The sequence below is a fragment of the Streptomyces sp. NPDC059534 genome, from assembly GCF_042743475.1.
GTDB lineage: Bacteria > Actinomycetota > Actinomycetes > Streptomycetales > Streptomycetaceae > Streptomyces.
Map to the genome: position 1 here is coordinate 24,189 of NZ_JBHWAQ010000046.1, position 25,566 is coordinate 49,754.

Genomic DNA, 25,566 nt, shown 5'->3' on the forward strand with positions numbered 1-25,566 from the left:
CCATGCCCGTGGATTCCCGCGTCCGGCGCGTCGCCGTGATCGCCGCCCCGCCCGTCTCGATGTTCAACCTGGCCATCCCCGAGATGCTGTTCGGCAAGGTCGAGATCGACGGCTGCCCCGGATACGAGACCGTCATCTGCGCCCCCGACCCCGGCCCCGTCACCACCACCGGCGGCCTCGACCTGGTCGTCCCGCACGGCCTCGACGCCGTCGCCGGCGCCGACACCGTGGTCCTCGCCGGCAGCGGCTCGTACACCGACCCCGACCCCCGCGTCCTCGACGCGCTGCGCGCCGCCGCCGGGGCGGGCAGCCGGATCGCCTCCATCTGCACCGGGGCCTTCGCGCTCGCCGAGGCCGGGCTGCTCGACGGCAGGGCGGCGACGACGTACTGGGCGTACAGCCCGCTGCTCGCCGCCCGCCACCCGACCGTCGACCTCCAGGACGACGTGCTGTTCGTCCAGGACGGTCCCGTGCTCACCTCCTCCGGGTACGCGGCGGGGATCGACCTCTGCCTGCACGTCATCCGCACCGACTACGGCGCCGCCGTCGCCAACACGGTCGCCCGGCTGGCCCTCGTCGCACCCGTACGGCCCGGCGGCCAGACCCAGTTCACCCAGACCCCGCTGCCGCCCGAGCGAGGGGTGTCCTTCGCCGACACGCGCGCGTGGGCGATGGAACACCTCGACGAACCGCTCGGCCTCGCCGACCTCGCCCGGCACGCCGGGGTCTCCGTCCGCACCCTGTCGCGCCGCTTCCACGCCGAGACCGGCGTCAGCCCCCTCCAGTGGCTGCTGCACCAGCGCGTCGAACGGGCCAAGGAACTCCTGGAGACCACCTCGCTCCCCATGGACGCGGTGGCCCGCGCCGGCGGCCTCGGCACGGCCGACTCCCTGCGTCAGCACCTCCTGCGCCGCACGGGCCTGACCCCGAGCGCCTACCGCTCCACCTTCAGCCGCCTGACCGGTGGCGGGGGCGTCTCCGGCGGCCCCGCCACCGGCGATCCCCTGGTGCTCCGGGTCACACCGGGGCCGGAAACGGAATGAACGGGGCCGGTCGGCACGTTCCCGTCACGGAACACCCACCGGAACACCCACCGGCACACCCCTCATCGGCAACCCTCGGAGAGAAGTCACATGCGCGTCGAGATCTGGAGCGACATCGCCTGCCCCTGGTGCTACATCGGCAAGGCCCGCTTCGAGAAGGGGCTCGCGGCCTTCGCCCACCGCGACGACGTCGAGGTCGTGCACCGCTCCTTCGAGCTCGACCCCCACAGCCCCAAGGGCGACCGCGCCCCCGTCCTGGAGATGCTGGCGAAGAAGTACGGCCGCACCCTCGACGAGGCCCGCGCCATGGAGGCGCACGTCGCCTCCAACGCGCACTCCGAGGGCCTCGACTACCTCACCGAGGGCCGCGACCACGGCAACACCTTCGACATCCACCGGCTGCTCCACCTCGCCAAGGCCCGCGGCCGCCAGAGCGAGCTGCTCGACCTGGCCTACCGCGCCCACTTCGCCGAGGAGCGCTCCGTCTTCGACACCGGGACCCTGGTGGCGCTGGGCGTCGAGGCCGGTCTCGACGAGACCGAGGTCCGGGCCGTCCTCGCCGACGACTCCGCCTACGCCGAAGCGGTACGGGAGGACGAGCGCGAGGCCGCCGAACTCGGTGCCAACGGCGTGCCGTTCTTCGTCCTCGACCGCCGCTACGGCATCTCCGGCGGCCAGCCCGCCGAGGTCTTCACCCAGGCCCTGGAGCAGGCGTGGCAGGGCCGGGTACTCCAGCCGGTCGGTGCCGACGCGGAGGTCTGCGGCCCGGACGGCGCCTGCGAGGTTCCGCAGGTGTAACCCTCTGACCTGCGGAGATAAGCGCGTCTTGGATGTCCCCACGGTCGAATCGCCATTGACGGGTGATCGTGGGGAATCCAGGGTGGGGGCATGGAGACCCTTGACCAGCCGCTCGGCGGCGCCGAGTTCGCGCCCAAGAAGACGTATCTGAACACCTCCGCCTGCGGCCTGCTGCCCCGCCGGACCATCGAGGCCGTCACGCTCCTCGCCGAGGAGAGCGCCGACGGCCGTCCGGACGGCGCCGGCAGCTTCGCGATCGTCGACGAGGCCCGCGCCTCCTACGGCCGGATCGCGCACGTCGCCCCCGACCGGGTGGCCGTCGGCAGCTCCGTCGCCGTGCACTGCGGAATGATCGCCCAGTCGATGCCCTCGGGCGCGGAGATCCTCTTCCCCGAGGGCGAATTCTCCTCCGTCATCACCCCCTTCACCATCCGCGGCGACCTCAAGACCCGGTTCGTGCCGCTGGAGCGGCTCGCCGAGTCCGTCCGCCCCGGGACGGCGCTCGTCGCGTTCTCCGCCGTGCAGTCGGCGGACGGCCGGACGGCCGACCTCGCGGCGGTACGGGAGGCGGCGGCCGCCCACGGCGCCCGGACGCTCCTGGACGCCACCCAGTCGGCCGGCTGGCTGCCGCTGCACGCGGGGGACTGGGACTACACGGTCGCCGCCGGCTACAAGTACCTGCTCTGCCCCCGCGGCGCGTCCTTCCTCACCGTCACCGAGGAGGCGCAGGACTCGCTCCTCGCGATCCACGCCAACTGGGTCTCGGGCGAGGAGCTGTGGGTGAACAGCTACGGCCCGGTCCGTGAACTGGCCCGCACCGCACGCCGCTTCGACGAGCCCGCGGCCTTCTTCTCGTACCACGGGGCGGCCCGCTCGCTCGCCCTCCTGGAGGAGATCGGCATCGAGCGGATCGAGGCCCACGACAAGGGACTCGCGGCCCGTTTCCGCTCCGGGCTCCTGGCCCTCGGCCACGCGCCGGTCGCGGACGACTCGACGGTCGTCGCGGTCCCCGGCCTCGGCGACCGCGCGGCCGCGCTGCGGGAGGCCGGCATCCTGCTCTCGGCCCGCGCGGGCAACCTCCGGGCCTCCTTCCACCTGTACAACACGGCGGCGGACGTGGACCGCGCCCTGGAGGTCCTGGCGGGCTGAGCGGGCCGACCGGGTCCGGGCTCAACGCGGCCGGGTCCGGGCTCAACGCGGCCGGGTTCGGCGCGGTCCGGATTCAACGCGGTCGGGTTCGGCGCGGTCGGGTGGGGCGCGGTCCGGGCTCGACACCGGCCGGGTTCAACGCGCTCCGGGCTCAGCGCCGTCCGGGTTCAGCGGAGTCCGGGCTGCGTGCGTCCGCCCGGACCGCCGCCGCTCAGCAGCGGTCCGGCGCGCCCGGGCACTCGGCCGCGTCCTCGGCCTCCTCGCGGAGGTTGTCCGCCACGAGGTGGAGCAGCCGGGCCAGTTCGGCGCGGTCGGCCGGGCCGAGCCCGTCGAGCGAGACGCGCTCCAGCTCCGACCACATGCCCTCGACGCCGGCGCGCAGCGCCTGTCCGTCGTCGGTCGGCTCGACCAGGACCGCGCGGCGGTCGGCCGGGTCCGGGCTGCGGCGGACGTGGCCGCACTGCTCCAGGCGCTGGAGCATCTTGGTCACCGTCGAGGCGTCGAGGCCCAGGGACTGGATCAGCTCGGACTGCCGGACCGGCCCGCAGTCCCAGAGCCGCATCATCATCATCTCCTGGCCCGGGTAGAGGTCGAGTTCCTTGAGTCGCCGTCCGGCGGCGATCCGGTGCATCCTGGCCACCTTCGCCAGGGCGATGCCGACGGGGCCGCCGCGGGCGGCGGAGGGCACCGACTCGCTACAGACGGGGTCGGTTCCTGACATGGGGGCTCCTCGGGACGGCTCTGCTCCCCAGATTACCTTGACCCGCAGATTCCCTTGGTCGGCCAAGTAAATGGGTTACAGTGGCATCGGCCCCATTAGTTGGCCGACCACATAATCTTGTGAGGGACAGCCGTGACCACTGCATTCGACCCGATCGACCTCGCCGGAACCCGCCTCGCCAACCGCATCGCGATGGCCCCCATGACCCGCAGCCGCGCGAACGGCCAGGACGCCACCCCCACGGCCGCCGTCGCCGAGTACTACGCTCAGCGCGCCTCCGCCGGCCTCATCATCAGCGAAGGCGTCCACCCGGTCGCCGAGGGCCAGGGCTACCCCAACACCCCCGGCCTGCACAGCCGCGAGCAGATCGCCGCCTGGCGCGAGGTCACCACCGCCGTGCACGAACGCGGCGGACGGATCTTCGCCCAGCTGATGCACTCCGGCCGGATCGGCCACCCCGACATCCTCGACGGCGACCTCCACCCGGTCGGACCCTCGCCCGTCGCCGCCGCCGGCCAGGTCTACACCCACGAGGGCCCCAAGGGCTTCCTGCCCCCGCGCGAACTCACCGGCGACCAGGTGCGCGAGGCGGTCGCCGGCTTCGCCTCCGCCGCCCGCAACGCCGTCGAGGCCGGCTTCGACGGCGTCGAGATCCACGGCGCCAACGGCTACCTGATCCAGCAGTTCCTCGCCTCCGGCTCCAACCACCGCACCGACGAGTGGGGCGGCTCCGTCGAGAACCGCATCCGCTTCGCCGTCGAGGTCGTCAGGGCCGTCGCCGCCGAGATCGGCCCCGAGCGCACCGGCCTGCGCATCTCCCCGGCCAACACGCTCAACGACATCAGCGAGACCGACACCGACGAGCTCTACACCGCCCTGCTCACCGCGATCGAGCCCGTCGGCATCGCCTACCTCCACGTCCTGGAGACCGCCCCCGAACGCCGCCCGCTCGTCCTCGACCTGCGCAAGCGGTTCGCCGGCACCTTCATCCTCAACCCGGCCACCGAAGGGGAGACCGACGCGGCGTCCCTCGCCCTGATCGAGGACGGCGTCACCGACCTCGTCGCGTACGGCAGGCTGTTCATCGCCAACCCCGACCTGCCCGCCCGCCTGCGGCACGACGGCCCCTACAACACCCTGGACAGCGCCACCATGTACGCCGGCGGCGACCGCGGCTACATCGACTACCCCGCGCTGTAGCCCCGGGGACGCGAGAGGGGGCGGCGGCCCGGCCCCGGACCCCGCCCCCCTCACCCGTACCGACCGGCGCTACTGGCTCCAGGCTTCGGTGACCGCCCGGCGCGCGCCCTCCAGGTCCACCGTCCGGCCCGACTCGCCGAGCGCCGCGCCGAGCGCGGCCAGCGAGGACTGCACGGCGCCCGGCGTCGCGTCCACCCCGTAGTGGTTGACCCGGATCATCTCCTTGGCCAGCGCTCCGCCGCCCGCGATCAGCGGCAGCGACGGATCGGCCGCCAGGGCCTTCGCCACCAGCTCGGAGGCGTCCGCGCCGGCCGGCACGCGCAGCGTCGTCGCCACCGGGGCCGCGTCCGCCGCCTCGTACACGTACGGCTCCAGGCCGCCGCCCAGCGCCAGCGCGCCCGCCCGGGTCGCGGCCGCCGCCGAGGCGTGGCGCGCCATCAGCGCGTCCAGACCCTCCGCCTCGATCCGCTCCACGCACGCCTCGAGAGCCAGCATCTCCAGCTGCGCCGGCGCGTGCAGCAGCGCCTTCCGGCCGCCGTCGATCCAGCGCTCCTTCCAGTCCAGGAGGGAGAGGTACGAGCGGCGCGGCGCGGCCGGGTTGGCGGCGAACCGCTCCCACGCCCGCGCGCTCACCGATACCGCCGACACACCCGCCGGCCCGCCCATCGCCTTCTGCGCGCCGATGATGCACATGTCCACGCCCCACGCGTCCGGCAGCACCGGCTCCGCGCCGATCGACGCCACCGCGTCCAGGTAGAACAGCGCGCCGTGCGCCCGCACGACCTCACCGATCTCCGCCACCGGGTTGGTGTTGCCGGTCGCCGCCTCCGCGTGCACCAGCGACACGAAGTCGATCTCCGGGTGCGCGGCGAGCGCCTGCTCCACCTGAGCCGCCGTCACCGCCGTGTGGAACGGCACCTCCAGGTCGACCACGATCGCCCCGCAGTCCCGCAGCCAGTTGCCGAAGGTCTGCCCGTACGGACCGGTGACGATGTTCAGCGCGGTCGAACCGGCCCGCGCCCCGCTCCGGATGCACCCCTCCAGGGGGAGCAGCGCCTCGCCCTGGGTGATCACCACGTCCTGCTCCGTGGAGAGCAGCGCGGCCACCCGCCGCTCGATCGACGCGAAATGCGCGGCGGTCAGCGGGGCCAGGTCCAGGAGCGGATGTGTCACGGTCACGGCGGTGCCTTCTTCGACTCGGTGCGGTGCGGGTGGAGCTCCGGGCCAGCGTACCGAGCGGCCCCCGGCGGGCCCCCGGGACCCACCTTCCCGAAAAACCCCAAAAGGGATCTTCTCCGCCGTGCAACCGTCTTCGGGCATCGCGTGTCCAACAGGACGACGGACCGGGCACGGGCCCCGTCCGGCACACCCCCGCAGCCGCCCGGAACCCTCCGACCCAGGAGCCGCTCCATGCGCAAGCACCGTTCCGCCGCCCTCGCCGCGGCGACGCTCCTCCTTCTCACCGGCGCGGGGATCGCGACCGCCCCCACCGCCTGGGCCGGGGTGCCCGGCGGCACCCGCGCCGACGACCGCAACCACGACTTCGACGGAGACGGCTTCGACGACGTCCTCGTCGGCGCCCCCGGCGCCACCGTCGGCGGCAGGCGCGGCGCCGGCCTCGTCACCGTCCAGTACGGCTCGCCGGACGGCATCGACACCCGCGCCGCGACGATCATCAGCCAGGACACCGCCGGGGTGCCCGGAGCCGCCGAGACAGGCGACTCCTTCGGCGCCGCCGTCGCCACCGGCGACCTGGACGGCGACGGCTACGACGACGCCGTCGTCGGCGCCCCCGGCGAGGACATCGGCACCGTCGCCGACGCGGGCGGCGCCGTCGTCCTCTGGGGCTCCCCGCACGGCCTCGTCGGCCCCGACAGCCGCTGGCTCGACAGCCTGCTCGGCCCGGCGGCCGGGGCCCGCTTCGGCTCCGCCTTCGCCGCCGCCCGGTTCACCGCCGAGACCGCGGGCGACCAGCTGATCGTCCTCGACCGCCGGTACGCGGAATGGCACCGGTTCGGCGGCGCGGCCGCCCGCCCCGGCGAGGCCCGCGGGGCCGCCGACCGCCGCGCGCACCACGCCGAGCAGCTCGGCCGCGCCGCCCTCGGCGGGACCCCGGCGCGCACCGCCGAGGAGCCGCCGCCGCCCCGCGACATCGCCGCCAGGTCCGTCACCACCGGCGACTACGACCGCAACGGCTTCGCCGACCTGGTGATCAGCGGGGTCACCACCGGGGCCGAACCCGGCCACGGCTGGTCCTGGTACCTCGCGGGACAGGCCGACTCCCTCGTCTACCGGCGCGAGCTGCGCGGCGGCCCGGTCACCGCCTCCGGCGACCTGGACGGCGACGGCTACGACGACCTCGTGACCGCCGAGCCGCACAGCCCCGACGACGGCGGCGACACCATGACCGGCGGTCTCGTCGGCGTCTACCGCGGCGGCCCGGACGGCCCCGCGGGCGCCACCGGCGTCGGCACCCCGCCGCAGTGGTGGACCCAGGACTCGCCCGGGGTCCCGGGCGCCGCCGAGCGCGGTGACGGCTGGGGCTCCGACCTCTCCCTCGGCGACACCGACCGCGACGGCAGGGCCGACCTCGCGATCGGCGCCCCCGGCGAGGACGTCGGCACCGTCGCCGACGCGGGCATGGTCACCGTCCTGCGCGGCACCGCCAGGGGGCTGACCGGCACCGGCGCCCTCTCCTGGACGCAGGACTCGCCCGCCGTCCCGGGTGCCGTGGAGCGCGGCGACCTGTTCGGCGGCCAGGTCCGGCTCGTCGACCCGGACGCCGACGGCCGCTTCGGCCTGCTCGCCGCCGCCCCCGGGGAGAACACCGGGGACGGGCACGTCCTCGTCCTCCCGGCCGGTTCGCGCGGGCTCACCGCGACCGGCTCGTGGAGCTACGGAGTCGCCTCCTTCCGCGGCCCCTACCTCGACGGTCGCTACGGGGCCGCGATCGACGAGTGAGCCGGTGAACCGGGCTCCCGGCCGGGGCACCCGCCCTCGTACAGTGCAGGCATGAACGATCACGCGGTGCTGCACGTGAAGGGGCGGGTGCTCGTCGGCCCGGAGGACGTACGCGACGAACTGTGGTGCGTCGGCGGGCGGATCACCTTCGACCGGCCCGCCGCCGAGGCGGTGACCGTCGAGGGCTGGGCGCTCCCCGGGCTCGTCGACGCCCACTGCCACGTCGGCCTCGACCGGCACGGCCCCGTCGACGACGCCACCAGCGAGAAGCAGGCCCTCACCGACCGGGACGCCGGCACCCTGCTGATCCGGGACGCCGGTTCGCCCTCCGACACCCGCTGGATCGACGACCGCGAGGACCTGCCGAAGGTCATCCGCGCCGGGCGGCACATCGCCCGCACCCGCCGCTACATCCGCAACTACGCCCACGAGATCGAGCCCGCCGACCTCGTCGCGTACGTCGGCGGGGAGGCCCGCCGGGGCGACGGCTGGGTCAAGCTCGTCGGCGACTGGATCGACCGCGAGGCCGGCGACCTCACCGCCTGCTGGCCGCGGCCCGAGGTGGAGGCCGCCATCGCCGAGGCGCACCGGCTCGGCGCCCGCGTCACCGCCCACTGCTTCGCCGAGGACTCGCTCCGCGACCTCGTCGAGGCGGGCATCGACTGCATCGAGCACGCCACCGGCCTCACCGAGGACACCATCCCGCTCTTCGCCGAGCGGGGCGTCGCGATCGTGCCGACGCTGGTCAACATCGCGACCTTCCCGCACCTCGCCGACGGCGGCCAGGAGAAGTTCCCCCGCTGGTCGGCCCATATGCGCCGACTCCACGAGCGGCGCTACGACACCGTCCGCGCCGCCTACGACGCAGGCGTCCCCGTCTTCGTCGGCACCGACGCGGGCGGCTCCCTCGCCCACGGTCTCGTCGCCGAGGAGGTCGAGGAGCTGACCCGGGCCGGCATCCCCCCGGTCGACGCGCTCGCCGCCACCGCCTGGCGCGCCAGGGCCTGGCTCGGCCGCCCCTCCCTGGAGGAGGGCGCCCCGGCCGACCTCGTCGTCTACGGCGAGGACCCGCGCGCGGACGTCCGCGTCCTCGCGGCACCGCGCCGGGTCGTCGTCAACGGCCGCGTGATCGGCTGAGCCCGTACGGGTCAGAGGAAGGCGGCGAGACCTTCGAGGACCCGGTCCACGTCGTCGGCGGTGGTGTACGGCGCCAGGCCCAGCCTCAGGGCGGGGTCCTCCAGCTTCAGCGCGGTGAAGGGTTCGTGGGCGTAGAACGATCCCGCGGGGGCCACCACGTTCCGCGAGGCGAGGTGGACCTGGGCCTCGCGGGCGTCGCGGCCTTCGAAGGCCATCAGGAGGGTGGGGGTGCGGTCGGCGGCCTTCGAGTGGACGGTGACGGCGTCGCCGAGAGCCGCCAGTCCGCCCTCCAGCCGTGCGCGCAGTGCCTGCTCGTGCCGGTGCAGGGAGCCGAGCGAGTGCGCGAGGCGTTCCCTGCGGGTGCTCCCCGCGCCCGGGTCCATCGCGGCGAGGAAGTCCACGGCGGCCGTGACGCCCGCCAGGATCTCGTACGGCAGCGTGCCGAACTCGAAGCGCTCCGGCACGTTGTCGGGGGAGGGGAGCAGTTTGTCCGGGCGCAGCGTTTCGAGGAGTTCGGGCGCCCCGGCGAGCACTCCGCAGTGCGGTCCGAGGAACTTGTACGGCGAGCAGACGAACAGGTCCGCGCCGAGGGCCGGCACGTCCACCAGGTGGTGCGCGGTGTAGTGCACCCCGTCCACGTACACCAGCGCACCGAGCTCGTGGGCCCGGTCGGCGATCCGGCGGACGGGCGGCTTGGTGCCCAGCACGTTCGAGGCCGCCGTGACCGCCACCAGCCGGGTCCGCGGGGAGAGGGCCCGCTCGTACGAGTCGAGGTCGAGCTCCGTGGTCCCGGCGTCGATCTCGATCCAGCGGACCGTCACCCCGGCGCGCTCGGCCGCCTGGATCCACGGGCGGACGTTGGAGTCGTGGTCGAGCCGGCTCAGGACGATCTCGTCGCCCGCCCTCCAGTCCTTGGCCAGATGGCGGGAGAAGTCGTACGTGAGCTGGGTGGCGCTGCGGCCGTGGACGACGCCCTCGGCGGGCATGTTCAGCAGGTCCGCGCAGGCGTCGCGGAAGTCCTCGACGGCGTGTGCCGCGTTCCGCTCGGAGGGGCTGACCGCCCCCCGGTTGGACAGCGGACCGGTCAGCGTCGCGGCGATGGCGTCGGCGACCGGGCGGGGCGTCTGGGTCCCGCCGGGGCCGTCGAAGAACGCGAGGCCGGTGTCGAGGGAGGGGAAGTGGGCCCGGAGGGCGGTGAGGTCGATGGCCATGGCCTCGGCTTTCTGTCGGGCGGCGCGCCAGGGGTACCTGAAATCTGACACCTGCGGCCCGACACGTACAGCGATGAATCACGAAGAGAGAGTTCACGGATCATGAAGTCCCAGCCGGATCTGAAGCTCCTGGCCACCTTCCTGGCCGTGGTGCGTCACGGCTCCATGGCCGAGGCCGCGACGGCGCTCGGCTACGTACCGTCCGCCGTCTCCCAGCACGTCGCCGCGCTCGAACGCGACCTGGGCGTCGAGCTGCTCGTCCGCCGCCCCGGCAGCCGGCTGATCCTGACGGCGGCCGGCCGCTCCCTCGCCCGGGCGGCCGAGACCCTCTTCGACGCGACCGCCCGGTTCCGGGACGCCGCCGACGGGATCGCCCGCCGCGAGATCGCCGAACTGCGCGTCGGCACCTACCCCAGCGCGATGAGCCACCTGCTCCCCGGTGTCCTGTCCACCCTCAAGGACCGGGGCCACGGCTCCCGGATCCGCCTCATCGACGTGGAGACGGACAGGGGACTGCCCAAGGTGAGGTCGGGCGACATGGACCTGCTCATCGCCTACCGCTATCTGCCCGAGGACCCGCCGGCCCCCTCCGAGGAGTGGACCGTCACGTCCCTCGGCCGCGAGCCGCTCGTCGTCGTCGCGGCCGCCGAACCGGGCGGCGGCCCGGTCGCACTGGCCGACTGCCTGGAGAAGGAGTGGATCTCGGGCCATGCCCACAACGCCGACCGGCGCCTGCTGCACCGCTGGGCCGGAGAACTCGGCATCGCACCCCGGGTCACGCTGGAGACCGAGGACCTCCACAGCATGCTCGCCATGATCCGCGCCGGTCTCGCGGTGGGTCTGATCCCGGCGACCCTCCTGGGCGGCGCACCGGGCGAGGCCGGCGTCCGGCGGGTGACCCTGCCCCCCGATGCCCCGCCGCTCCACCGGGAGATCCTCGCCGTGAGCCGCCCCGGCATCCGGCCCCGGGTCGTCGACGAGCTGGTCACGCTGCTGACGGAGGCGCTGCGAGGCGTCCGGCCCCGGAGCGCCCGGGATCAGGACGGCTAAGGCGGTCTAGCGGGTGAGGAAGGCCAGCCGGGCCCGCTTCTCCGGGATGAAGACCTCCGGGAGGTCCACCTCGGGCAGGACGACCTCCGGGCCGGGGACGAAGCCGACGCGGACCATGCGGGCGATGGCCTTCTCGTTGGCGGCGTCCGGGTCGACGACGATGCGGGTGCGGTCGCGCAGGGTGAACTCGACGAGGGTGGCGAGCAGGCGGCCGGAGAAGCCGGGCTCGGGCGCGGTGCTCGGGGCGAGGAGCAGGTGGACGCCGATGTCGCCGGGGAGCACCTCGTAGCACTCGCCGACCCGGTCGGCCTCCGGGTCGTAGGTCTGGAAGAGGGCGACGGGCATGTCGTCCCGGGTGACGAGGTAGCCGTGGTGGGTGGTGAGGGAGTCGAGGTGCGCGTAGATCTCGCGGACCTGCTCGACGGTGGTGCCGCCCATGCCCCAGAAGCGGGCCCGGTCCTCGTTCACCCAGCCGTGGATGAGGGGGGCGTCGCGGTCGGGGTCGACGGGTGCGACGCGGATGGTGCCGAAGCCTTCGACGGTGCGGTCGTACAGGGGCGTGGTCATGCCGATTCCTCTTCGGTGAGCAGGTTCCAGTCGGTGGTGACGGGGGCGAGGTCGCCCCGCAGCCACAGGGGCAGCTGGTCGCGGTGGTGCGGGTCGCCGGGGACGCCGGACGCGCCGAACGGCACGATCCAGCGGCTTCGTTCGCGGTCGGCGAGGTCCCAGACGTACCGGGCGGCGGAGGCGCGGGCGCTGCGGTCGGTCCACCCGGGCACGCTGGACGTGGACAGCACGCAGTCGTGGTCCCCGCCGAGCCCGGGCCACGGGTCGTCGGCGTCCGGCAGCGCCTGCCAGGGCGCGAGCCGGTGGGTGGTGCCCCAGGCGGCGGGCGGTTCGCCCGCGCCGACCTCGTCGAGCGCCTCGCGCACGATCCGGTCGATGTCCCCGGCGGGCACGGGACCGGCGGTGAGCAGGGTCTCCAGGGCGAAGGCGACCCGCGGGCCGAGGGCCAGCCAGGGACGGAACAGCTCCGGGTACGGGGCGGGTTCGCGCAGCGCGGCGAAGGCGTCGTGGCCGGCCAGCCGGCGGACCACCGCGCCGCGCACGGCGGCGTAGAGCCCGGCTCCGGTGCTCTCCGCGTCCATCCGCCGGTCCCAGCCGAGCAGCCGTTCGCGGACGGCGACGGCTGCGGGGGAGAGGCCGTCGGCGTTCGCCGCCACCTTCTCCAGGAGCCGGGCCGCCGAGGGGTTGTCGGTGTCCGCGTGGACGGCGGCGGTGGTCTCCGGGGTCCAGGACGCCGAGGTGTCGAGCAGCTCGGCGATCCGGGCCGCCCGGTGCGGCGGGGCGAACTCGACGCCCAGGGGCGCGGCCAGTCCGCGGGCGTTCGCCATCACCGCGTGGCCGCGCACCTCGGCGCGCGGCAGCGGCGCCGGCTCCGCCTCCCAGTGGTGCGCCGGGTCCCAGGCGGGCACGACGCGCAGGGAGTTGGCGCGGTCCCGTACGGGCACGTGGCCGGCGACCCGGTGGAGCAGGCCGCCGCGGGTGTCGGCGGCCTGGACGACGTTCACCGGCTCGATCCAGCGGTCGAGGGCCGTGTCGACGTCGGCGACGGTCCGGGCGCGCAGGAGCGCGGGCAGGACCCCGAAGCCGAGCTCCCCGGTGACCCGGGGCGGGTGGCGCAGGCTGACGGCCTCCCAGCCGGAGGACCCGTCCTCCGGGCCGTCGTCGGCGGCGGTGCCGGCCGCGCCGTCGGCCTCGGTGCCCGCCGCGGGTCCGCCGTCCACGCCGATGATCACGGGCCCCCGGTCCGTCTCGATCACCTCGATCACGACGGGTTCCGCGCCCGCGACCTCGATGGTCTCGGTGTGCGTCGCCGCCGGGCGCCGGCCTTCGGGGCCGAGGGCCTCGACACCGCCGTCGGGGAGCCGGTGCAGCCGCTCGCGGTACAGGTCCTGGTAGTCCGCCATCGCGTTGGTGATCGCCCAGGCCACCGGCCCGGTGTGGCCGAAGTGGGCGAGACCGGGGATGCCCGGTACGGCGAGGCCGACGACGTCGTACGCGGGGCAGGCGAGCCGGATCTGCTGGTAGACGCCGGGTGCCTCGATGAACCGGTGCGGGTCGCCGGCGACCAGGGCCGCCCCGCTCGCGGTCCGTTCGCCCGCCACCACCCAGCCGTTGGATCCGGCGGTGCCGGGGCCGTCCGTCGCGAACAGCTCCGTCCACTCCTCGCCGAGTCGGCGGGCGACCTCGTCCCGCCACAGCTTGGTGGGGAATCCGGCGAAGAGGATGTGGGTGGACAGCCAGACGGCGAGCGGGGTCCAGGGCTCCCACCGGCCGGGCGCGAGGCCGGTCGCCGTGAACTCGGGTGCGCGCCGGGCCCCTTCGGCGAGGCCGTCGTTGACGCCGTCCACGTAGGCGCGGACCCAGGCCGCCGTCTCCGGGTCGGTGCGGTCGAGCCGCTCGAAGCAGCGGCGGGCGGTGTCGGCGAGCCGGGCCTGGCGGACGAAGGTGTCCCAGCCGAGCTCGGCGGCGCCCAGGAAGGCGGCGGTGGTGCCCTGGGTCCGGTGCCGCTCGACCTCCAGCTGCCAGGCGCGGTCGTGTGCGGTGACCCGGCCCTGGGCGAAGGCGAGTTCGTCCGCGTCCCCGGCGCGCAGATGGGGGACGCCCCAGGCGTCCCGGTAGACCTCGATGCTCACGGAGACCCCGATCCCGTCCATGTCCGCGTAGATTTTCTTAGGTTAGGCTGGCCTAAATTAATCTACAGGAGTTCAGGGGAGGGGATTGCGGTGGGTCACGGTTGGCAGGGTGTCGTTCTCAAGCTGATGCGCGGCAGGGACTTCACGTTCACCGTCACGGGGGCCGAGCAGGTCACCGAGGACTACCGCCGGGTGCACCTCACGGACGGCGGTCTGCTCGCCGCCGCCGGGGTCCATCCCACGATGTGGGTACGCCTCTGGTTCCGCGACGCGGGCAAGCCGCACCAGCGCGCCTACACCCTGGTCGACCCCGACCCGGCGGCCGGCACCTTCAGTCTGGAGTTCGCCCTCCACGATGGCGTCGCCAGCCGGTGGGCCCGCACCTGCGCCCCCGGCGACACTGTGGAGGCCACTCTCCAGGGCACCGGCTTCGAGGCCCCCGCCCCGCTGCCCGAGCGGCTGCTCGTGGTCGGCGACCCCGCCTCGCTGCCCGCGGTCAACTCCCTGCTCGACGCGCTCCCCGGCGTCCCGGCGACCGTCTGGTTCGAGACCCGGCACGCCTCCGACGAGGAGCTTCCGGTCCGGCTCGACCCCGAGCGGCACGAGCTGCGCCGGGTGCCGCGCCAGGACGGCGGCGCCTCGCTCGTCGCCCGGGTGAAGGCCGAACTCCCCGCGCTCGCCGACACCGGCGCGTACGTCTGGATCGCCTGCGACACCGCGACCACCCGCACCCTCGCCGCGTACGTCCGCAAGGACCTCGCCCTTCCCAAGGAGCGCGTCCACGCGCTCGGGTACTGGCGCGCGAGCTGAGTGCACCGGGTTGACGATCCGTGACGTGGGAGCGTCATGGATCGTTCTCACCCAATCCGCGCGCACCACCCCGTACGAAAGACGCGGGGCGTGCGGGAACGGTTGTGTCTTAAATAATCGAAAAAGAACACGGAAACCCCCCTTTGGAGTGAACTCACCTCAGGCGACTGCCGGTTCACTCTCCGTGCGTAAAGATTCCGGTGTCTCAAGTCGCCGAGGCCGCGCCGACCCACCGTCCCCGTGGTGAGCGGCCGGCGACGCCATGTCTCCTGTGGGGGTTCCACCATCTTGAACAGCAACACCTTCCGCATGCCCGTACGCCGTACCGCCGCCGCCGCGACCGTCGCCGCGCTGACCGTCGGCCCCGTGCTCCTCGCGGCCCCCGCGGCGCACGCCACGGGCGGCGAAGGGCGTGCCACCGCCGTCGTCCTGCGGACCGGCCTCGACGTCTCCCTGCTCGGCAAGACGGTGAACGTGCCGGTCCGGGCCTCCCTCAACGAGGTCAAGGCGCCGCAGACCGAGAGCGAGACCGCGCTCTCGGTGAAGGTCCAGGGAGCCGAGGGCGGCGAACCGATCGACATCCTCGCCGCCGACGTCGCCACCTCGAAGGCCACCGTCGACGAGGACAAGGCCGAGGGGTACGTGAACCTGGTCAAGGCGCAGGTGCACGTCCCCGGCATCCCCGCGCTCTCCCTCATCGAGGTCGAGAAGGTCACCTCCAAGGCACTGTGCGAGACGGGCAGGAAGCCGGTCGCCGAGTCCAACGTCCTCGGCCACGTCACCGTCTTCGGCAAGAAGACCACCCTGTCGACCGGCGGCCGGACCCATGTCAGCGTGCCCGGCGTCGGCGACGTGACCCTGGACCTCTCCCGTACCTCCACGACCTCCCGCACCGCCGCCGCCACCACCCTCGAACTCAAGGTGGAGGTCAACCCGCTGGAGCTCGGCGTGGCCGAGGTCAACGGCACCGTCACGCTCGCCGAGGCGACCTGCGAGACGCCCGAAGGCGTCGCCCCGACCAAGAAGCCCACCGAGAAGCCGACGCAGCAGCCCACCGAGCGCCCGTCCGAGCAGCCCACCCAGCAGCCCTCCGTCAAGCCCGGCGGCGACGGCGGCATCAAGACCGACAACGGCGGCACCACGCCCACCGAACACCTCGCCGAGACCGGCGGCAGCTCCACCACCCCGTACATCGCGGCCGGAGCCCTCGCCCTCGTCGTCGCGGGCGGCGGCGCCCTCGCGCTGACCCGCTCGCGCGCCCGCTCCCGCGGCTGACGGCCCGAGGGGGAGGCGCCGGGGGGTGCCGTGGGGAACGGGTGCGGGGAGGGCGACGACGTCGCCCTCCCCGCACCCGTGTGTGTGCCCTCAGCCGCCGATCAGGAGCGCCTGGTCCAGGGCCTGGAGGAAACGGTTCGTCGTCGCCCGGTCCCGCACCGCGAGCCGCAGCCAGTGGCGGTCGAGCCCCGGGAAGGTGTCGCCCCGGCGGGCCGCGAACCCCAGCGACCGCAGCCGCTCCCGGACCGTGTCCGCGCCGTCGATCCGGACCAGCACGAAGGGGCCCTCCGCCCCCGCGACCGTCCGGACCTCGTCGAACTCCGCCAGCCCGGCCAGCAGGTGGGCCCGCTCCACCCCCATCCGGTGCGCCGCGTGCTCGGCCTCCGCGAGCGCCGCCCGCGACATGCACGCCTCCGCCGCCACCAGGGCCGGCGTCGACACCGGCCACAGCGGCTGCGCCCGCTCCAGGGCCGCGACCGTCTCCGGTTCCGCCAGCACATAGCCGATCCGCAGCCCGGCGAGCCCCCAGGTCTTGGTGAGGCTGCGCAGCACCACGAGCCCGGGCACGTCGGTCCGCCCGGCCAGCGCCTCCCGCTCGCCCGGCACCGCGTCGATGAACGCCTCGTCCACCACCAGCGTCCGCCCCGGCCGGGCGAGCGCGGCGATCGACGCGGCCGGATGCAGCACCGAGGTCGGGTTCGTGGGGTTCCCGATCACCACCAGGTCCGCGTCCTGCGGCACCATCGCCGGATCCAGCGTGAAGCCGTCCTCCTCGCGCAGCAGCACCCGGCCCACCTCGTGCCCGGCGTCCCGCAGCGCCGCCTCCGGCTCGGTGAACTGCGGATGCACCACGACCGGCCGACGCACCTCCAGCGCCCGCGCGATCAGCACGAACGCCTCCGCCGCGCCGGCCGTGAGCAGGACCCGGTTCGACGTCAGGTCGTGCCGCTCGGCGACCGCGGCCCGCGCGGCCCGGCCGTCGGGATAGGCCGCGAGGCCGGTCAGCGAGTCCGCGATGCGCTCCCGCAGCCAGTCCGGCGGGGTGTTCGTCCGGACGTTGACCGCGAGGTCGATCAGTTTCTCGTCCCTGACCTCGGCGTCACCGTGGTGGCGCAGGTCGTGGGTGTCGGTATCCGTGTGGGTGTCCATGGCCGCCGTCGTGTGGGGGGTGGGGATCGTGGGGGGTGATCCGGGCTCGCCAGCGATGTACCCGTGAGCCCGGGGCAACAACCGTACGCCTGGGGCGCCTTCGTTCGGAAGAAACGGGACGGAAGTGGCGATAGCGCACGTTGCACCCCTGGATTTCCGTTTAGGTACGAGAAGTGCGGCTCCGCCAACACTCGCCCTATTCGCCCCCTTTGCGTGCCCGGCCCCCACTACCGGTCCCGCGCGCCCGGCCCCCGCGTCCGGTCCCACACCCTCGACCGTTCCCGCACCCGCAGTCGTTCCCTCGCCCTCGCCCGCGCCCGGCTCGGCTCCCGGCTCCGCGCCCGCCGCCAGCAGGGCCGCGGCCTCCGCCACGGACGCCGTGCCCGCCACGGCCAGCGGCAGCGCCGACGGATGCGGTACGGGCACGGCCGCCAGCTCCCCGGCCGGGAACCCCCGCACCGGTACGCCGAGCACCGCCGCCGCCCCCGCGATCCCCGGCTCCGCCGCCCGCGCGTCCAGCGTGGCCAGCGACCGGACGTCGGCGCGCGTCAGCCCCGCCTCCCGCAGCACGGCGTCGACCAGCGCGAGGACCTCCTCCGCCGGCACGCCCGACCGGGCCCCGACGCCGAGGTGCGCGGACGGCGTCCCATCCGATAGCAAAGGCCCATGGCTGTAGTCGTCGCGCTCGGCGCGTTCCTGATGACGCTCTTCGGCGGCTGGGTCGCGCAACGCGTCACCGACCGCCGCCACCTCGTCCTCGGCCTCGCCGGCGGACTCATGCTCGGCGTCGTCGGACTCGACCCCCTGCCGGAGGCCCTGGAGGCCGCGGGCGACGACGTCTACGGAGTGCCGCAGGCGCTGCTGCTCTTCGTCGGCGGCTTCCTCTTCGCCCATGTGATGGAGCGTCTTCTCGCCGTCCGCAGCGCGGCGCACGGCGTCGCCCCCGGCGACCGGGTGCCGCAGGTCGGCCTCACCGCCGCCGCCGCGATGGTCGGCCACAGCCTCATGGACGGCATCGCGCTGGGCGCCGCCTTCCAGGTCGGCGGCGGCATGGGCGCCACCGTCGCACTCGCCGTCATCACCCACGACTTCGCCGACGGCTTCAACACGTACACGATCACGAGCCTTTACGGGAACGCCCGCCGCAAGGCCCTCGCCATGCTCGTCGCCGACGCCGTCGCCCCGCTCGTCGGCGCCGCCTCCACTCTGCTGTTCACCCTTCCGGAGGAACTGCTCGGCAGCTATCTCGGGTTCTTCGGCGGCGCCCTGCTCTATCTCGCCGCGGCCGAGATCCTGCCCGAGGCCCACCACGACCACCCCGCCCGCTCCACCCTGCTGTGCACGGTGGGGGGCGTGGCCTTCATCTGGCTCGTCGTGGGCCTCTCCGGCGGCTGACCTCACGCGCAGTGCTCCACGAACCGCGCGGCGACCTCCGGGGACCCCGCCCAGTGGGTGTGCACATAGCTCGCGTGCACCCCGCCCCGCACGAACCCCTCCACCCGCCGCTCCGGCTGCCGCAGTCCCCAGGCGGGCGTCGCCCCGGCCCCGGGCTCGATCACGGTCCGGTGGAACTCGTGGCCCCGCATCCGCGCCCCGGCGGGCGCGAGGACGCTGTCGCCGATCGCGACGGCGTCCCGGTACCCGAGCGTGAGCCGCTGAGACATCCGCGCGTCGGCGTCCAGCACCCCGCACATGGGGTTGCCGTCGAGGGACCGCGCCAGATACAGCAGACCGGCGCACTCCGCGGCGATCGGCGCCCCGGACGCGGCGAGCTCGGCCACGGCCTTCCTGAGCGGCTCGTTGGCGGACAGCTGCTCCCCGTACATCTCGGGGAAGCCACCGCCTATGACGAGACCACTCGTCCCCTCGGGCAGAGCCTCGTCCCGCAGCGGGTCGAAGGTGACGACCTCGGCGCCGGCGGCGGTGAGCAGCTCGGCGTGCTCGGCATACGAGAACGTGAACGCGGCCCCACCGGCGACGGCCACCCGCCGTGGTGCGCGGTCGTTCCGCGGGGCGGAACGGGTGGGTATGACGGAACCACCGGCGTGCAGCCGCCCGGCCACCGCCGGCTCCCACGCCTCCGCGTGCAGCTCAGGCGCACTGCGGGCCAGCGCCAGCAGGGCCTCCAGGTCGCACCCGGCAAGCACCTGCTCCGCCTGCGCCGCGACCGCCTCCACCGCGGCCGCCTGCCGCTCGGCCACCGGCACGAGTCCCAGATGCCGCGACGGCGTGGCCACGGCCGGCGCCCGCCGCAGGACACCCAGCACCGGCACCCCCGACTCGCCGAGCGCCTCCCGCAGCAGGTGCTCGTGCCGGTCCGTCGCGACCTTGTTGAGGATCACGCCCCCGATCCGCACCTCCGGGTCCCAGGACGCGAACCCGTGCACGAGCGCCGCCACCGACCGCGACTGCGAGGACGCGTCGACGACGAGGACCACCGGTGCCTTGAGGAGCTTCGCCACCTGGGCGGTGGACGCCAGCTCGCCCTGGTCGGCGGCCCCGTCGTACAGGCCCATGACCCCTTCGACCACGGCCAGGTCGCAGCCGCGCGCCCCGTGCAGGAAGAGCGGCGCGACCAGCCCCGTACCGCACATGTAGGAGTCGAGGTTGCGGCCGGGCCGGCCGGTGGCGAGGGCGTGGTAGCCGGGGTCGATGTAGTCGGGGCCGACCTTGTGCGGGGAGACGGCCAGACCACGGCCGGCGAACGCGGCCATGAGGCCGGTCGCGACCGTGGTCTTGCCCGCGCCCGAGGAGGGCGCGGCGATGACGAGACGTGCTACCACTCGATGCCCCGCTGGCCCTTCTGACCGGCGTCCATCGGGTGCTTGACCTTGGACATGTCGGTGACGAGATCGGCGAAGTCGACCAGTTCCTGCGGGGCGTTGCGGCCGGTGATGACGACGTGCTGGTGCCCGGGGCGGTCGCGGAGCACCTCGACGACCTCCTTGGTGTCGATCCAGCCCCAGTGCAGCAGGTAGGCGAACTCGTCGAGGACGTAGAACGTGTACTTCTCCTCGGCGAGGTCGCGCTTGACCTGCTCCCAGCCCTCGCGGGCCTTCTCCTCGTGGGTCTGCTCGCCCTCGGCGACCTCGCGCTGGATCCAGGACCAGCCCTCGCCCATCTTGTTCCAGGTGACCGTGCCGCCCTTGCCGGTCTCGCCGAGCGCCTTGAGGGCGTTCTCCTCGCCGACCTTCCACTTGGCGGACTTGACGAACTGGAACACCCCGATCGGCCAGCCCTGGTTCCAGGCGCGCAGCGCCATGCCGAACGCGGCGGTCGACTTCCCCTTGCCGACGCCGGTGTGCACCATCACGAGTGCGCGGTTGCGGCGCTGACGGGTGGTGAGACCGTCGTCGGGTACGACGGTCGGCTGTCCCTGCGGCATTAGGCGGCCCTCCATGTTGTCTGCGTGGTGTGTCCTGCTGCCTGTACGTCTCTGACGAGGCCGGCGATCGAGTCGGCGCGCAGCTCGTCCAAGGTCACGGCGCTGCCCCCGAGTTCGCGGGCGAGCTGCGCTGCGAGCCCGAGCCGCACCGGCCCGGTCTCGCAGTCCACGACGACGCTCGCCGTGCCCTCGGCTGCGTGCAGCCGCGCGGCCCGGGCGGCGAGTGCCAGCGGGTCGCCGCCGGTCCGGCCGCCGGTGGCCCGGCCGTCGGTCACGACGACGAGCAGCGGGCGGCGCGACGGGTCCCGCAGCCGCTCGACGCGCAGCACGTCGTGGGCCTTGAGCAGCCCGGCCGAGAGCGGCGTACGGCCACCCGTCGGGAGCTGTTCGAGGCGGGCGGCGGCGGCGTCCACGGACGAGGTCGGCGGCAGCGCCACCTCGGCGTCCCGGCCCCGGAAGGTGACCAGGCCGACCTTGTCGCGCCGCTGGTAGGCGTCGAGCAGCAGGGACAGGACGGCGCCCTTGACGGCGCTCATCCGCTGCCGGGCCGCCATCGAGCCGGAGGCGTCGACCGCGAAGAGCACCAGGTTCCCCTCGCGCCCCTCCCGGGTCGCCTGCCGCAGGTCGTCGCGGCGGACCACCAGGCCGGGGCCGGTGCGCCCGCGCGCCTTCTGGTGCGGGGCGGCGGCCCGTACGGTCGCGGACAGGTGCAGCTTGGTCAGCGCGCCCCGGGGCCGTACCGATCCCGTCGTCCTGCCGTGCTCGGTCCGGGCCCGGGACCGGCGTCCGGCCGCGCCCTCGCCGAGCCCGGGCACGCTCAGCATCCTCGTACGGAACGGCTCGGCGGCCCCGACGGCGGCGCGCTCGCCGGCGCCGGAGCCCTGCGGCGCCGGCGCGGGGGACTCCCCGGGAGCCGGGACGTCCTCGGGCGCGGACACGTCCTCGGGGGCCGGTGCGTTCTCGGCCGCCGGGCCGTCACCCTGCGGCGGAACGCCCCCGCCGCCGTCCGGACCGCCGTCCCCGCCGGGGCCCGGGTCGCCCGGGCCGTCGGGCTCCGGGTCCTCGTCGGGCTCCTCGCCCTTGAACTGCTCCAGCGTCTCGTCGAGCTTGTCCTCGTCGAGGCCGGGCGCGTCGAAGGGCGAGCGCCGGCGGCGGTGGGGGAGGGCCAGGAGCGCGGCCTGCCGCACGTCCTCGGAGGTGACCTCCGTCCGCCCCGCCCACGCGGCGAGCGCGGTCGCCGTCCGGGCCATCACGATGTCGGCGCGCATGCCGTCCACCTCGAACGCGGCGCAGGTCGCGGCGATCTGGAGCAGCACGGCGTCCCCGAGCGTCACCCGCGACAGCAACTCCCGGGCGGCGACGATCCGTTCGCGCAGCGCGGCCTCCTCGCCCGCCCAGCGGGCGGCGAAGGCGGCCGGGTCGTCCTCGAAGGCGAGCCGCCGCCGGACGACCTCCACCCGCTGCTCGGGCACGCGCGAGGCGGCGACCTCCACGGTCAGTCCGAACCGGTCGAGCAACTGCGGCCGCAGCTCGCCCTCTTCGGGGTTCATCGTCCCGACCAGCAGGAAGCGCGCGGCATGCCGCACGGAGACGCCCTCGCGCTCGACGTACGAGGAGCCCATCGCGGCCGCGTCGAGGAGAAGGTCGATGAGGTGGTCGTGGAGGAGGTTGACCTCGTCGACGTAGAGGATGCCCCGGTGGGCGTCGGCGAGCAGGCCCGGCTCGAACGCCTTCACGCCGTCGGCGAGCGCCTTCTCGATGTCGAGCGCGCCGACGAGCCGGTCCTCGGAGGCGCCGACGGGCAGCTCGACCATCCGGGCCGGCCGCGCGTCCGCCCCGAGGACCTCGTGCGGCCCGTCCGGGCACGCGGCGTCGGGCGCGCCGGGATCACAGCTGAACCGGCACCCGGCGACCACCGGGACCTCCGGCAGCAGCTCGGCGAGGGCGCGGACGGCGGTGGACTTCGCGGTGCCCTTCTCGCCCCGCACGAGAACCCCGCCGACGGCCGGGCTGACGGCGTTCAGCAGCAGCGCGAGCCGCAGGTCGTCCATGCCGACGACGGCGGTGAACGGATAGCGGGTGCTCATCGGGTGGTCCTTTCCTCGAGTTCGGTTCGCTTGTGCCCCGGTGGGCGGACCCGCGTCACGGCGCACCCGGCGGCACGAACGGCAGCCCCGCCGGAGCGCCCCGTTCGATCAGCCGCAGCAGCGCGTCGGTGTCCGCGTGTTCCTCGATCAGGTCGCCGAGGCGGTCGAGCTGCTCCTCCCGGAGGGCGCCGAAGGACGTGTCGGGGGCGGGGACGAACCGCCGTCCCGCCGCCGCCGCGACCTCCCGCAGGAACGCCCGGCGGAAGCCGTCGCTCTCCAGCGAGCCGTGCCAGTGGGTGCCCCACACGGAGCCGACCCGGCAGCCGTCCAGGAACGGCTCCCCGCCGTCCACCGACGCGATCCCGTGGTGGATCTCGTACCCCTCGACGCGTTCCCCGAGCGCCTCGCCGACCGGCCGGGCGAGGGTCTTCTCGCGCGCGAACCGGACCCGTACGGGCAGCAGCCCGAGTCCTTCGACGGCCCCCGCCCGCGACTCGACCTCGTCGTCGATGTGCTCGCCGAGGACCTGGAAGCCGCCGCAGATGCCGAGCACCGGCCGTCCCTCGGCCGCGCGGCGGGCCAGCTCGTCGGCGAGCCCCCGCTCCCGCAGCCAGGCGAGCGCCTTGACCGTCCCGCGGGTGCCGGGCACGACGACCAGATCGGCGTCGACCAGCTCCTCCGGCCGGTCCACGAACCGGACGACGACGCCCGGCTCGGCGGCCAGCGCGTCGACGTCCGTGAAGTTGGACATGAGCGGTACGGCGCAGACGGCGACCCGCAGCACGTCGGCGCCGACCGGCGGCGCGACGACGGACTCGCGGACGGTGCCCCGCAGCGAGACCCGCAGGCCGTCCTCCTCGTCGATGCCGAGCCCGTGCGCGTACGGCAGGACGCCGAAGGTCCGCCGCCCGGTCAGCCCGTGGAGCATGTCGAGGCCGGGTTCGAGCAGGGTCACGTCGCCCCGGAACTTGTTCACCAGGTATCCGGCGACGAGCGCCTGGTCCTCGGGGCTCAGCAGCGCCGTCGTCCCGAAGAACTGGGCGAAGACGCCGCCCCGGTCGATGTCGCCGACGACCACCACGGGCAGCTTCGCGGCCCGCGCGATGCCCATGTTCACGATGTCCGTGCGCCGCAGGTTGATCTCGGCCGGACTGCCCGCCCCCTCGCAGATCACGGCGTCGTACATGCCCCGGAGTTCCTCCAGGCACGCCAGGACGGGCTCGAAGAGTTCCTTCTGCCGCCCGCCGTGGTAGCCGCGGGCGCTCAGTTCGCCGACCGGCCTGCCCATCAGGACGACCTGGCTGGAGCGGTCGCTGCCGGGCTTGAGCAGCACCGGGTTCATCAGCGCGGTCGGCTCGACGCGGGCGGCCTGGGCCTGCATGGCCTGGGCCCGCCCGATCTCGGCGCCCTCGCGGGTGACGAAGGAGTTCAGGGACATGTTCTGTCCCTTGAAAGGCGCCACCTTCAGGCCCTGGCGGACCAGCCAGCGGCAGATTCCGGCCGTCACGACGCTCTTGCCGGCGTCGGACGTGGTCCCGGCGACGAGCAGTCCGCCACCCCTCATGCGTTCCTCCGCTTCAGCGCGCTCACGATCAGCCGGCCGCCCACGCAGGCGGCCAGGGTCAGTCCGGTGACCCGGCGGGACAGCCGGACCGCCCGGTCGATGTCGGCGACCTCGACGGCCCGCCCCGCCCCGTTGAGGACGGGCCGGTGCTCGACGCGTCCGCCGTAGGAGAGGGTTCCGCCGAGCCGGACGCCGAGGGCGCCCGCGAAGGCGGCCTCGACGGGGCCCGCGTTGGGACTGGGGTGCTGCGCCGCGTCCGCCCGCCAGGCCCGTACCGCTCCGCGCGGATCGCCGCCGGCGACGGTCGCGAGGGCGGCGGTCAGCCGGGCGCCGGGCCAGCCGGCCACGTCGTCCAGCCGCGCCGAGGCCCAGCCGAACCGGCGGTGGCGGGGGGACTTGTGGCCGACCATCGCGTCCAGGGTGTTGACGGCCCGGAAGCCGACCAGCCCCGGCACGCCCGCGACGGCGCCCCAGAAGAGGGCGCCGACCACGGCGTCGGAGGTGTTCTCGGCGACGGACTCGACGACCGCCCGGGCCATCGCGGGGCCGTCCAGCGACTGCGGGTCGCGGCCGCAGAGGTGGGGCAGCCGCTCGCGGGCCACCTCCAGGTCCCCGGCGGCGAGCGCCCCGCCGATGGCGCGGGCCTCGCGGCCCAGGGTCGTACCGCCGACGACGGCCCAGACGGAGGCGGCGGTCAGGGCGACGGAGGCGGCGCGGCTGCCCCGTACCGTGCGGGCGGCGAGGGCGCCGGCCGCGGCGGTGGCACCGGCGCAGACGGCGGTGTGCAGGGCTCCCCAGCCGCGGTGGTCGTGGTGGAGGCGCTGTTCGACGGCGGCGGCCGCCCGGCCGAACGCGGCGACGGGATGTCCGCGGCGGGGGTCGCCGACGAGCTGGTCGACGGCGAGGCCGAGGGCCGCTCCGTACGCGAAGACACCGGTGGCTCTGGATACGCTGCGGCTGCGGCCGGGCATGGCGCTATGTCCTCACTCAGGGTCCGCGCCCTGGATCGACGTGACCGGCGGCGAGAGTTCCTGACTCCCGGACCCTGGGGGTCCGGTCACAGTGGCGGGACCGCGCCGGATTCGCACCGGACTTCCTCTACTGCCGCCGTAATGGCCTCGGCAGTCCACCACGGCCCGAGAACACCCGTCAACTCACCCTTGACCTGCGTCGCGTCACTGTGCGGAGCACCACAAACACGACGGACGGGGGGGGGGCCCCCCCCAGGGGGGGGCGCCCCCCCCCGGTGGCCGGGGCCCGCACGCGCCCCTCAAGGTGATGACGGTCCCCCCCCCCCCCCCCCGCACCGCCGACACAGCGGGGGGGC

Annotated in this window: 21 protein-coding genes and 1 riboswitch; of the genes, 10 read left to right on the forward strand and 11 right to left on the reverse strand. The window is 74.6% G+C overall.

Translation table 11 applies throughout. The annotated features are described in order from the left end of the window. The first annotated feature begins 2 nt into the window (after nt 1-2). The 3 genes from ACFVZH_RS34850 to ACFVZH_RS34860 all read left to right on the forward strand — a co-directional run bounded on the left by ACFVZH_RS34850 (nt 3) and on the right by ACFVZH_RS34860 (nt 2,990). Nucleotides 3-1,043, forward strand: coding sequence for a GlxA family transcriptional regulator (locus ACFVZH_RS34850; protein ID WP_384903813.1), 1,041 nt, complete (start codon nt 3-5; stop codon nt 1,041-1,043). A 90-nt stretch (nt 1,044-1,133) separates the two neighbouring features. Further along, complete coding sequence (locus ACFVZH_RS34855; protein ID WP_384903815.1) at nt 1,134-1,841, forward strand: DsbA family oxidoreductase; 708 nt, start codon at nt 1,134-1,136, stop codon at nt 1,839-1,841. Nucleotides 1,842-1,931: 90 nt separating this feature from the next. Beyond that, nucleotides 1,932-2,990 carry an aminotransferase class V-fold PLP-dependent enzyme gene (locus ACFVZH_RS34860; protein WP_384903816.1) on the forward strand — a complete coding sequence of 353 codons (1,059 nt, stop codon included), beginning with the start codon at nt 1,932-1,934 and terminating at the stop codon, nt 2,988-2,990. A 211-nt stretch (nt 2,991-3,201) separates the two neighbouring features. On the opposite strand, the gene ACFVZH_RS34865 is transcribed toward ACFVZH_RS34860, so the two are convergent. Next, a complete protein-coding gene (locus ACFVZH_RS34865) occupies nt 3,202-3,711 on the reverse strand; it encodes a MarR family winged helix-turn-helix transcriptional regulator (RefSeq protein WP_384903818.1) in 510 nt (169 codons plus the stop codon). 132 nt (nt 3,712-3,843) lie between these two features. On the opposite strand from ACFVZH_RS34865, the gene ACFVZH_RS34870 reads away from it, so the two are divergent. After that, nucleotides 3,844-4,911 (forward strand): alkene reductase, encoded by a 1,068-nt coding sequence (locus tag ACFVZH_RS34870; protein WP_384903820.1) that lies wholly within the window; start codon nt 3,844-3,846, stop codon nt 4,909-4,911. Nucleotides 4,912-4,980: 69 nt separating this feature from the next. Here ACFVZH_RS34870 and ACFVZH_RS34875 read toward each other — a convergent pair whose 3' ends face one another. Beyond that, nucleotides 4,981-6,084 carry a pyridoxal-phosphate-dependent aminotransferase family protein gene (locus ACFVZH_RS34875; RefSeq protein WP_384903852.1) on the reverse strand — a complete coding sequence of 368 codons (1,104 nt, stop codon included), beginning with the start codon at nt 6,082-6,084 and terminating at the stop codon, nt 4,981-4,983. Nucleotides 6,085-6,321: 237 nt separating this feature from the next. On the opposite strand from ACFVZH_RS34875, the gene ACFVZH_RS34880 reads away from it, so the two are divergent. Both ACFVZH_RS34880 and ACFVZH_RS34885 read left to right on the forward strand, forming a co-directional pair. Further along, a complete protein-coding gene (locus ACFVZH_RS34880) occupies nt 6,322-7,872 on the forward strand; it encodes an FG-GAP repeat protein (RefSeq protein WP_384903822.1) in 1,551 nt (516 codons plus the stop codon). Between the two features lie 51 nt (nt 7,873-7,923). Continuing rightward, complete coding sequence (locus tag ACFVZH_RS34885) at nt 7,924-9,009, forward strand: amidohydrolase family protein (RefSeq protein WP_384903824.1); 1,086 nt, start codon at nt 7,924-7,926, stop codon at nt 9,007-9,009. Nucleotides 9,010-9,020: 11 nt separating this feature from the next. Here ACFVZH_RS34885 and ACFVZH_RS34890 read toward each other — a convergent pair whose 3' ends face one another. Further along, complete coding sequence (locus ACFVZH_RS34890; RefSeq protein ID WP_384903826.1) at nt 9,021-10,220, reverse strand: cysteine desulfurase-like protein; 1,200 nt, start codon at nt 10,218-10,220, stop codon at nt 9,021-9,023. A 102-nt stretch (nt 10,221-10,322) separates the two neighbouring features. On the opposite strand from ACFVZH_RS34890, the gene ACFVZH_RS34895 reads away from it, so the two are divergent. Beyond that, entirely contained in the window at nt 10,323-11,270 is a 948-nt protein-coding gene (locus tag ACFVZH_RS34895; RefSeq protein WP_384903828.1) for a LysR family transcriptional regulator, read from the forward strand. A 6-nt stretch (nt 11,271-11,276) separates the two neighbouring features. On the opposite strand, the gene ACFVZH_RS34900 is transcribed toward ACFVZH_RS34895, so the two are convergent. Beyond that, the gene (locus ACFVZH_RS34900; protein ID WP_384903830.1) at nt 11,277-11,837 is read right to left on the reverse strand and encodes a GNAT family N-acetyltransferase; all 561 of its coding nucleotides are present in this window, start codon (nt 11,835-11,837) and stop codon (nt 11,277-11,279) included. Next, nucleotides 11,834-13,990 carry a penicillin acylase family protein gene (locus tag ACFVZH_RS34905; protein ID WP_384903832.1) on the reverse strand — a complete coding sequence of 719 codons (2,157 nt, stop codon included), beginning with the start codon at nt 13,988-13,990 and terminating at the stop codon, nt 11,834-11,836. The genes ACFVZH_RS34900 and ACFVZH_RS34905 overlap by 4 nt, the downstream gene beginning before the upstream one ends. A gap of 69 nt (nt 13,991-14,059) precedes the next feature. Between ACFVZH_RS34905 and ACFVZH_RS34910 the strand changes: the two genes are divergently transcribed. Together ACFVZH_RS34910 and ACFVZH_RS34915 are read left to right on the forward strand one after the other, a co-directional pair. Next, nucleotides 14,060-14,779, forward strand: a complete 720-nt coding sequence (locus ACFVZH_RS34910; protein WP_384903834.1) for a siderophore-interacting protein — start codon at nt 14,060-14,062, stop codon at nt 14,777-14,779. A gap of 288 nt (nt 14,780-15,067) precedes the next feature. Further along, a complete protein-coding gene (locus tag ACFVZH_RS34915; protein ID WP_384903836.1) occupies nt 15,068-16,054 on the forward strand; it encodes an SCO1860 family LAETG-anchored protein in 987 nt (328 codons plus the stop codon). A 90-nt stretch (nt 16,055-16,144) separates the two neighbouring features. Here ACFVZH_RS34915 and cobC read toward each other — a convergent pair whose 3' ends face one another. Next, nucleotides 16,145-17,809 (reverse strand): Rv2231c family pyridoxal phosphate-dependent protein CobC, encoded by a 1,665-nt coding sequence (gene cobC / locus ACFVZH_RS34920; RefSeq protein WP_384903838.1) that lies wholly within the window; start codon nt 17,807-17,809, stop codon nt 16,145-16,147. A 60-nt stretch (nt 17,810-17,869) separates the two neighbouring features. Here cobC and ACFVZH_RS34925 point away from each other — a divergent pair, with 60 nt between their 5' ends. Then, nucleotides 17,870-18,598, forward strand: a complete 729-nt coding sequence (locus tag ACFVZH_RS34925) for a ZIP family metal transporter (protein ID WP_384903839.1) — start codon at nt 17,870-17,872, stop codon at nt 18,596-18,598. A gap of 2 nt (nt 18,599-18,600) precedes the next feature. Here ACFVZH_RS34925 and ACFVZH_RS34930 read toward each other — a convergent pair whose 3' ends face one another. From ACFVZH_RS34930 to ACFVZH_RS34950, 5 genes are read right to left on the reverse strand one after another with little or no spacing between them, the layout of a single operon-like run. Continuing rightward, the gene (locus ACFVZH_RS34930) at nt 18,601-19,986 is read right to left on the reverse strand and encodes a cobyrinate a,c-diamide synthase (protein WP_384903841.1); all 1,386 of its coding nucleotides are present in this window, start codon (nt 19,984-19,986) and stop codon (nt 18,601-18,603) included. Next, the gene (gene cobO / locus ACFVZH_RS34935; protein WP_384903843.1) at nt 19,980-20,588 is read right to left on the reverse strand and encodes a cob(I)yrinic acid a,c-diamide adenosyltransferase; all 609 of its coding nucleotides are present in this window, start codon (nt 20,586-20,588) and stop codon (nt 19,980-19,982) included. The genes ACFVZH_RS34930 and cobO overlap by 7 nt, the downstream gene beginning before the upstream one ends. Further along, nucleotides 20,588-22,675, reverse strand: a complete 2,088-nt coding sequence (locus tag ACFVZH_RS34940; protein ID WP_384903844.1) for a putative cobaltochelatase — start codon at nt 22,673-22,675, stop codon at nt 20,588-20,590. The genes cobO and ACFVZH_RS34940 overlap by 1 nt, the downstream gene beginning before the upstream one ends. Nucleotides 22,676-22,730: 55 nt before the next feature. Beyond that, the gene (locus tag ACFVZH_RS34945; RefSeq protein WP_384903846.1) at nt 22,731-24,239 is read right to left on the reverse strand and encodes a cobyric acid synthase; all 1,509 of its coding nucleotides are present in this window, start codon (nt 24,237-24,239) and stop codon (nt 22,731-22,733) included. Continuing rightward, nucleotides 24,236-25,210 (reverse strand): cobalamin biosynthesis protein, encoded by a 975-nt coding sequence (locus ACFVZH_RS34950; protein WP_384903848.1) that lies wholly within the window; start codon nt 25,208-25,210, stop codon nt 24,236-24,238. Before ACFVZH_RS34950 ends, ACFVZH_RS34945 begins: the two co-directional genes overlap by 4 nt. Nucleotides 25,211-25,244: 34 nt before the next feature. Beyond that, nucleotides 25,245-25,377: riboswitch (cobalamin riboswitch) on the reverse strand. Between the last annotated feature and the right edge of the window lie 189 nt (nt 25,378-25,566).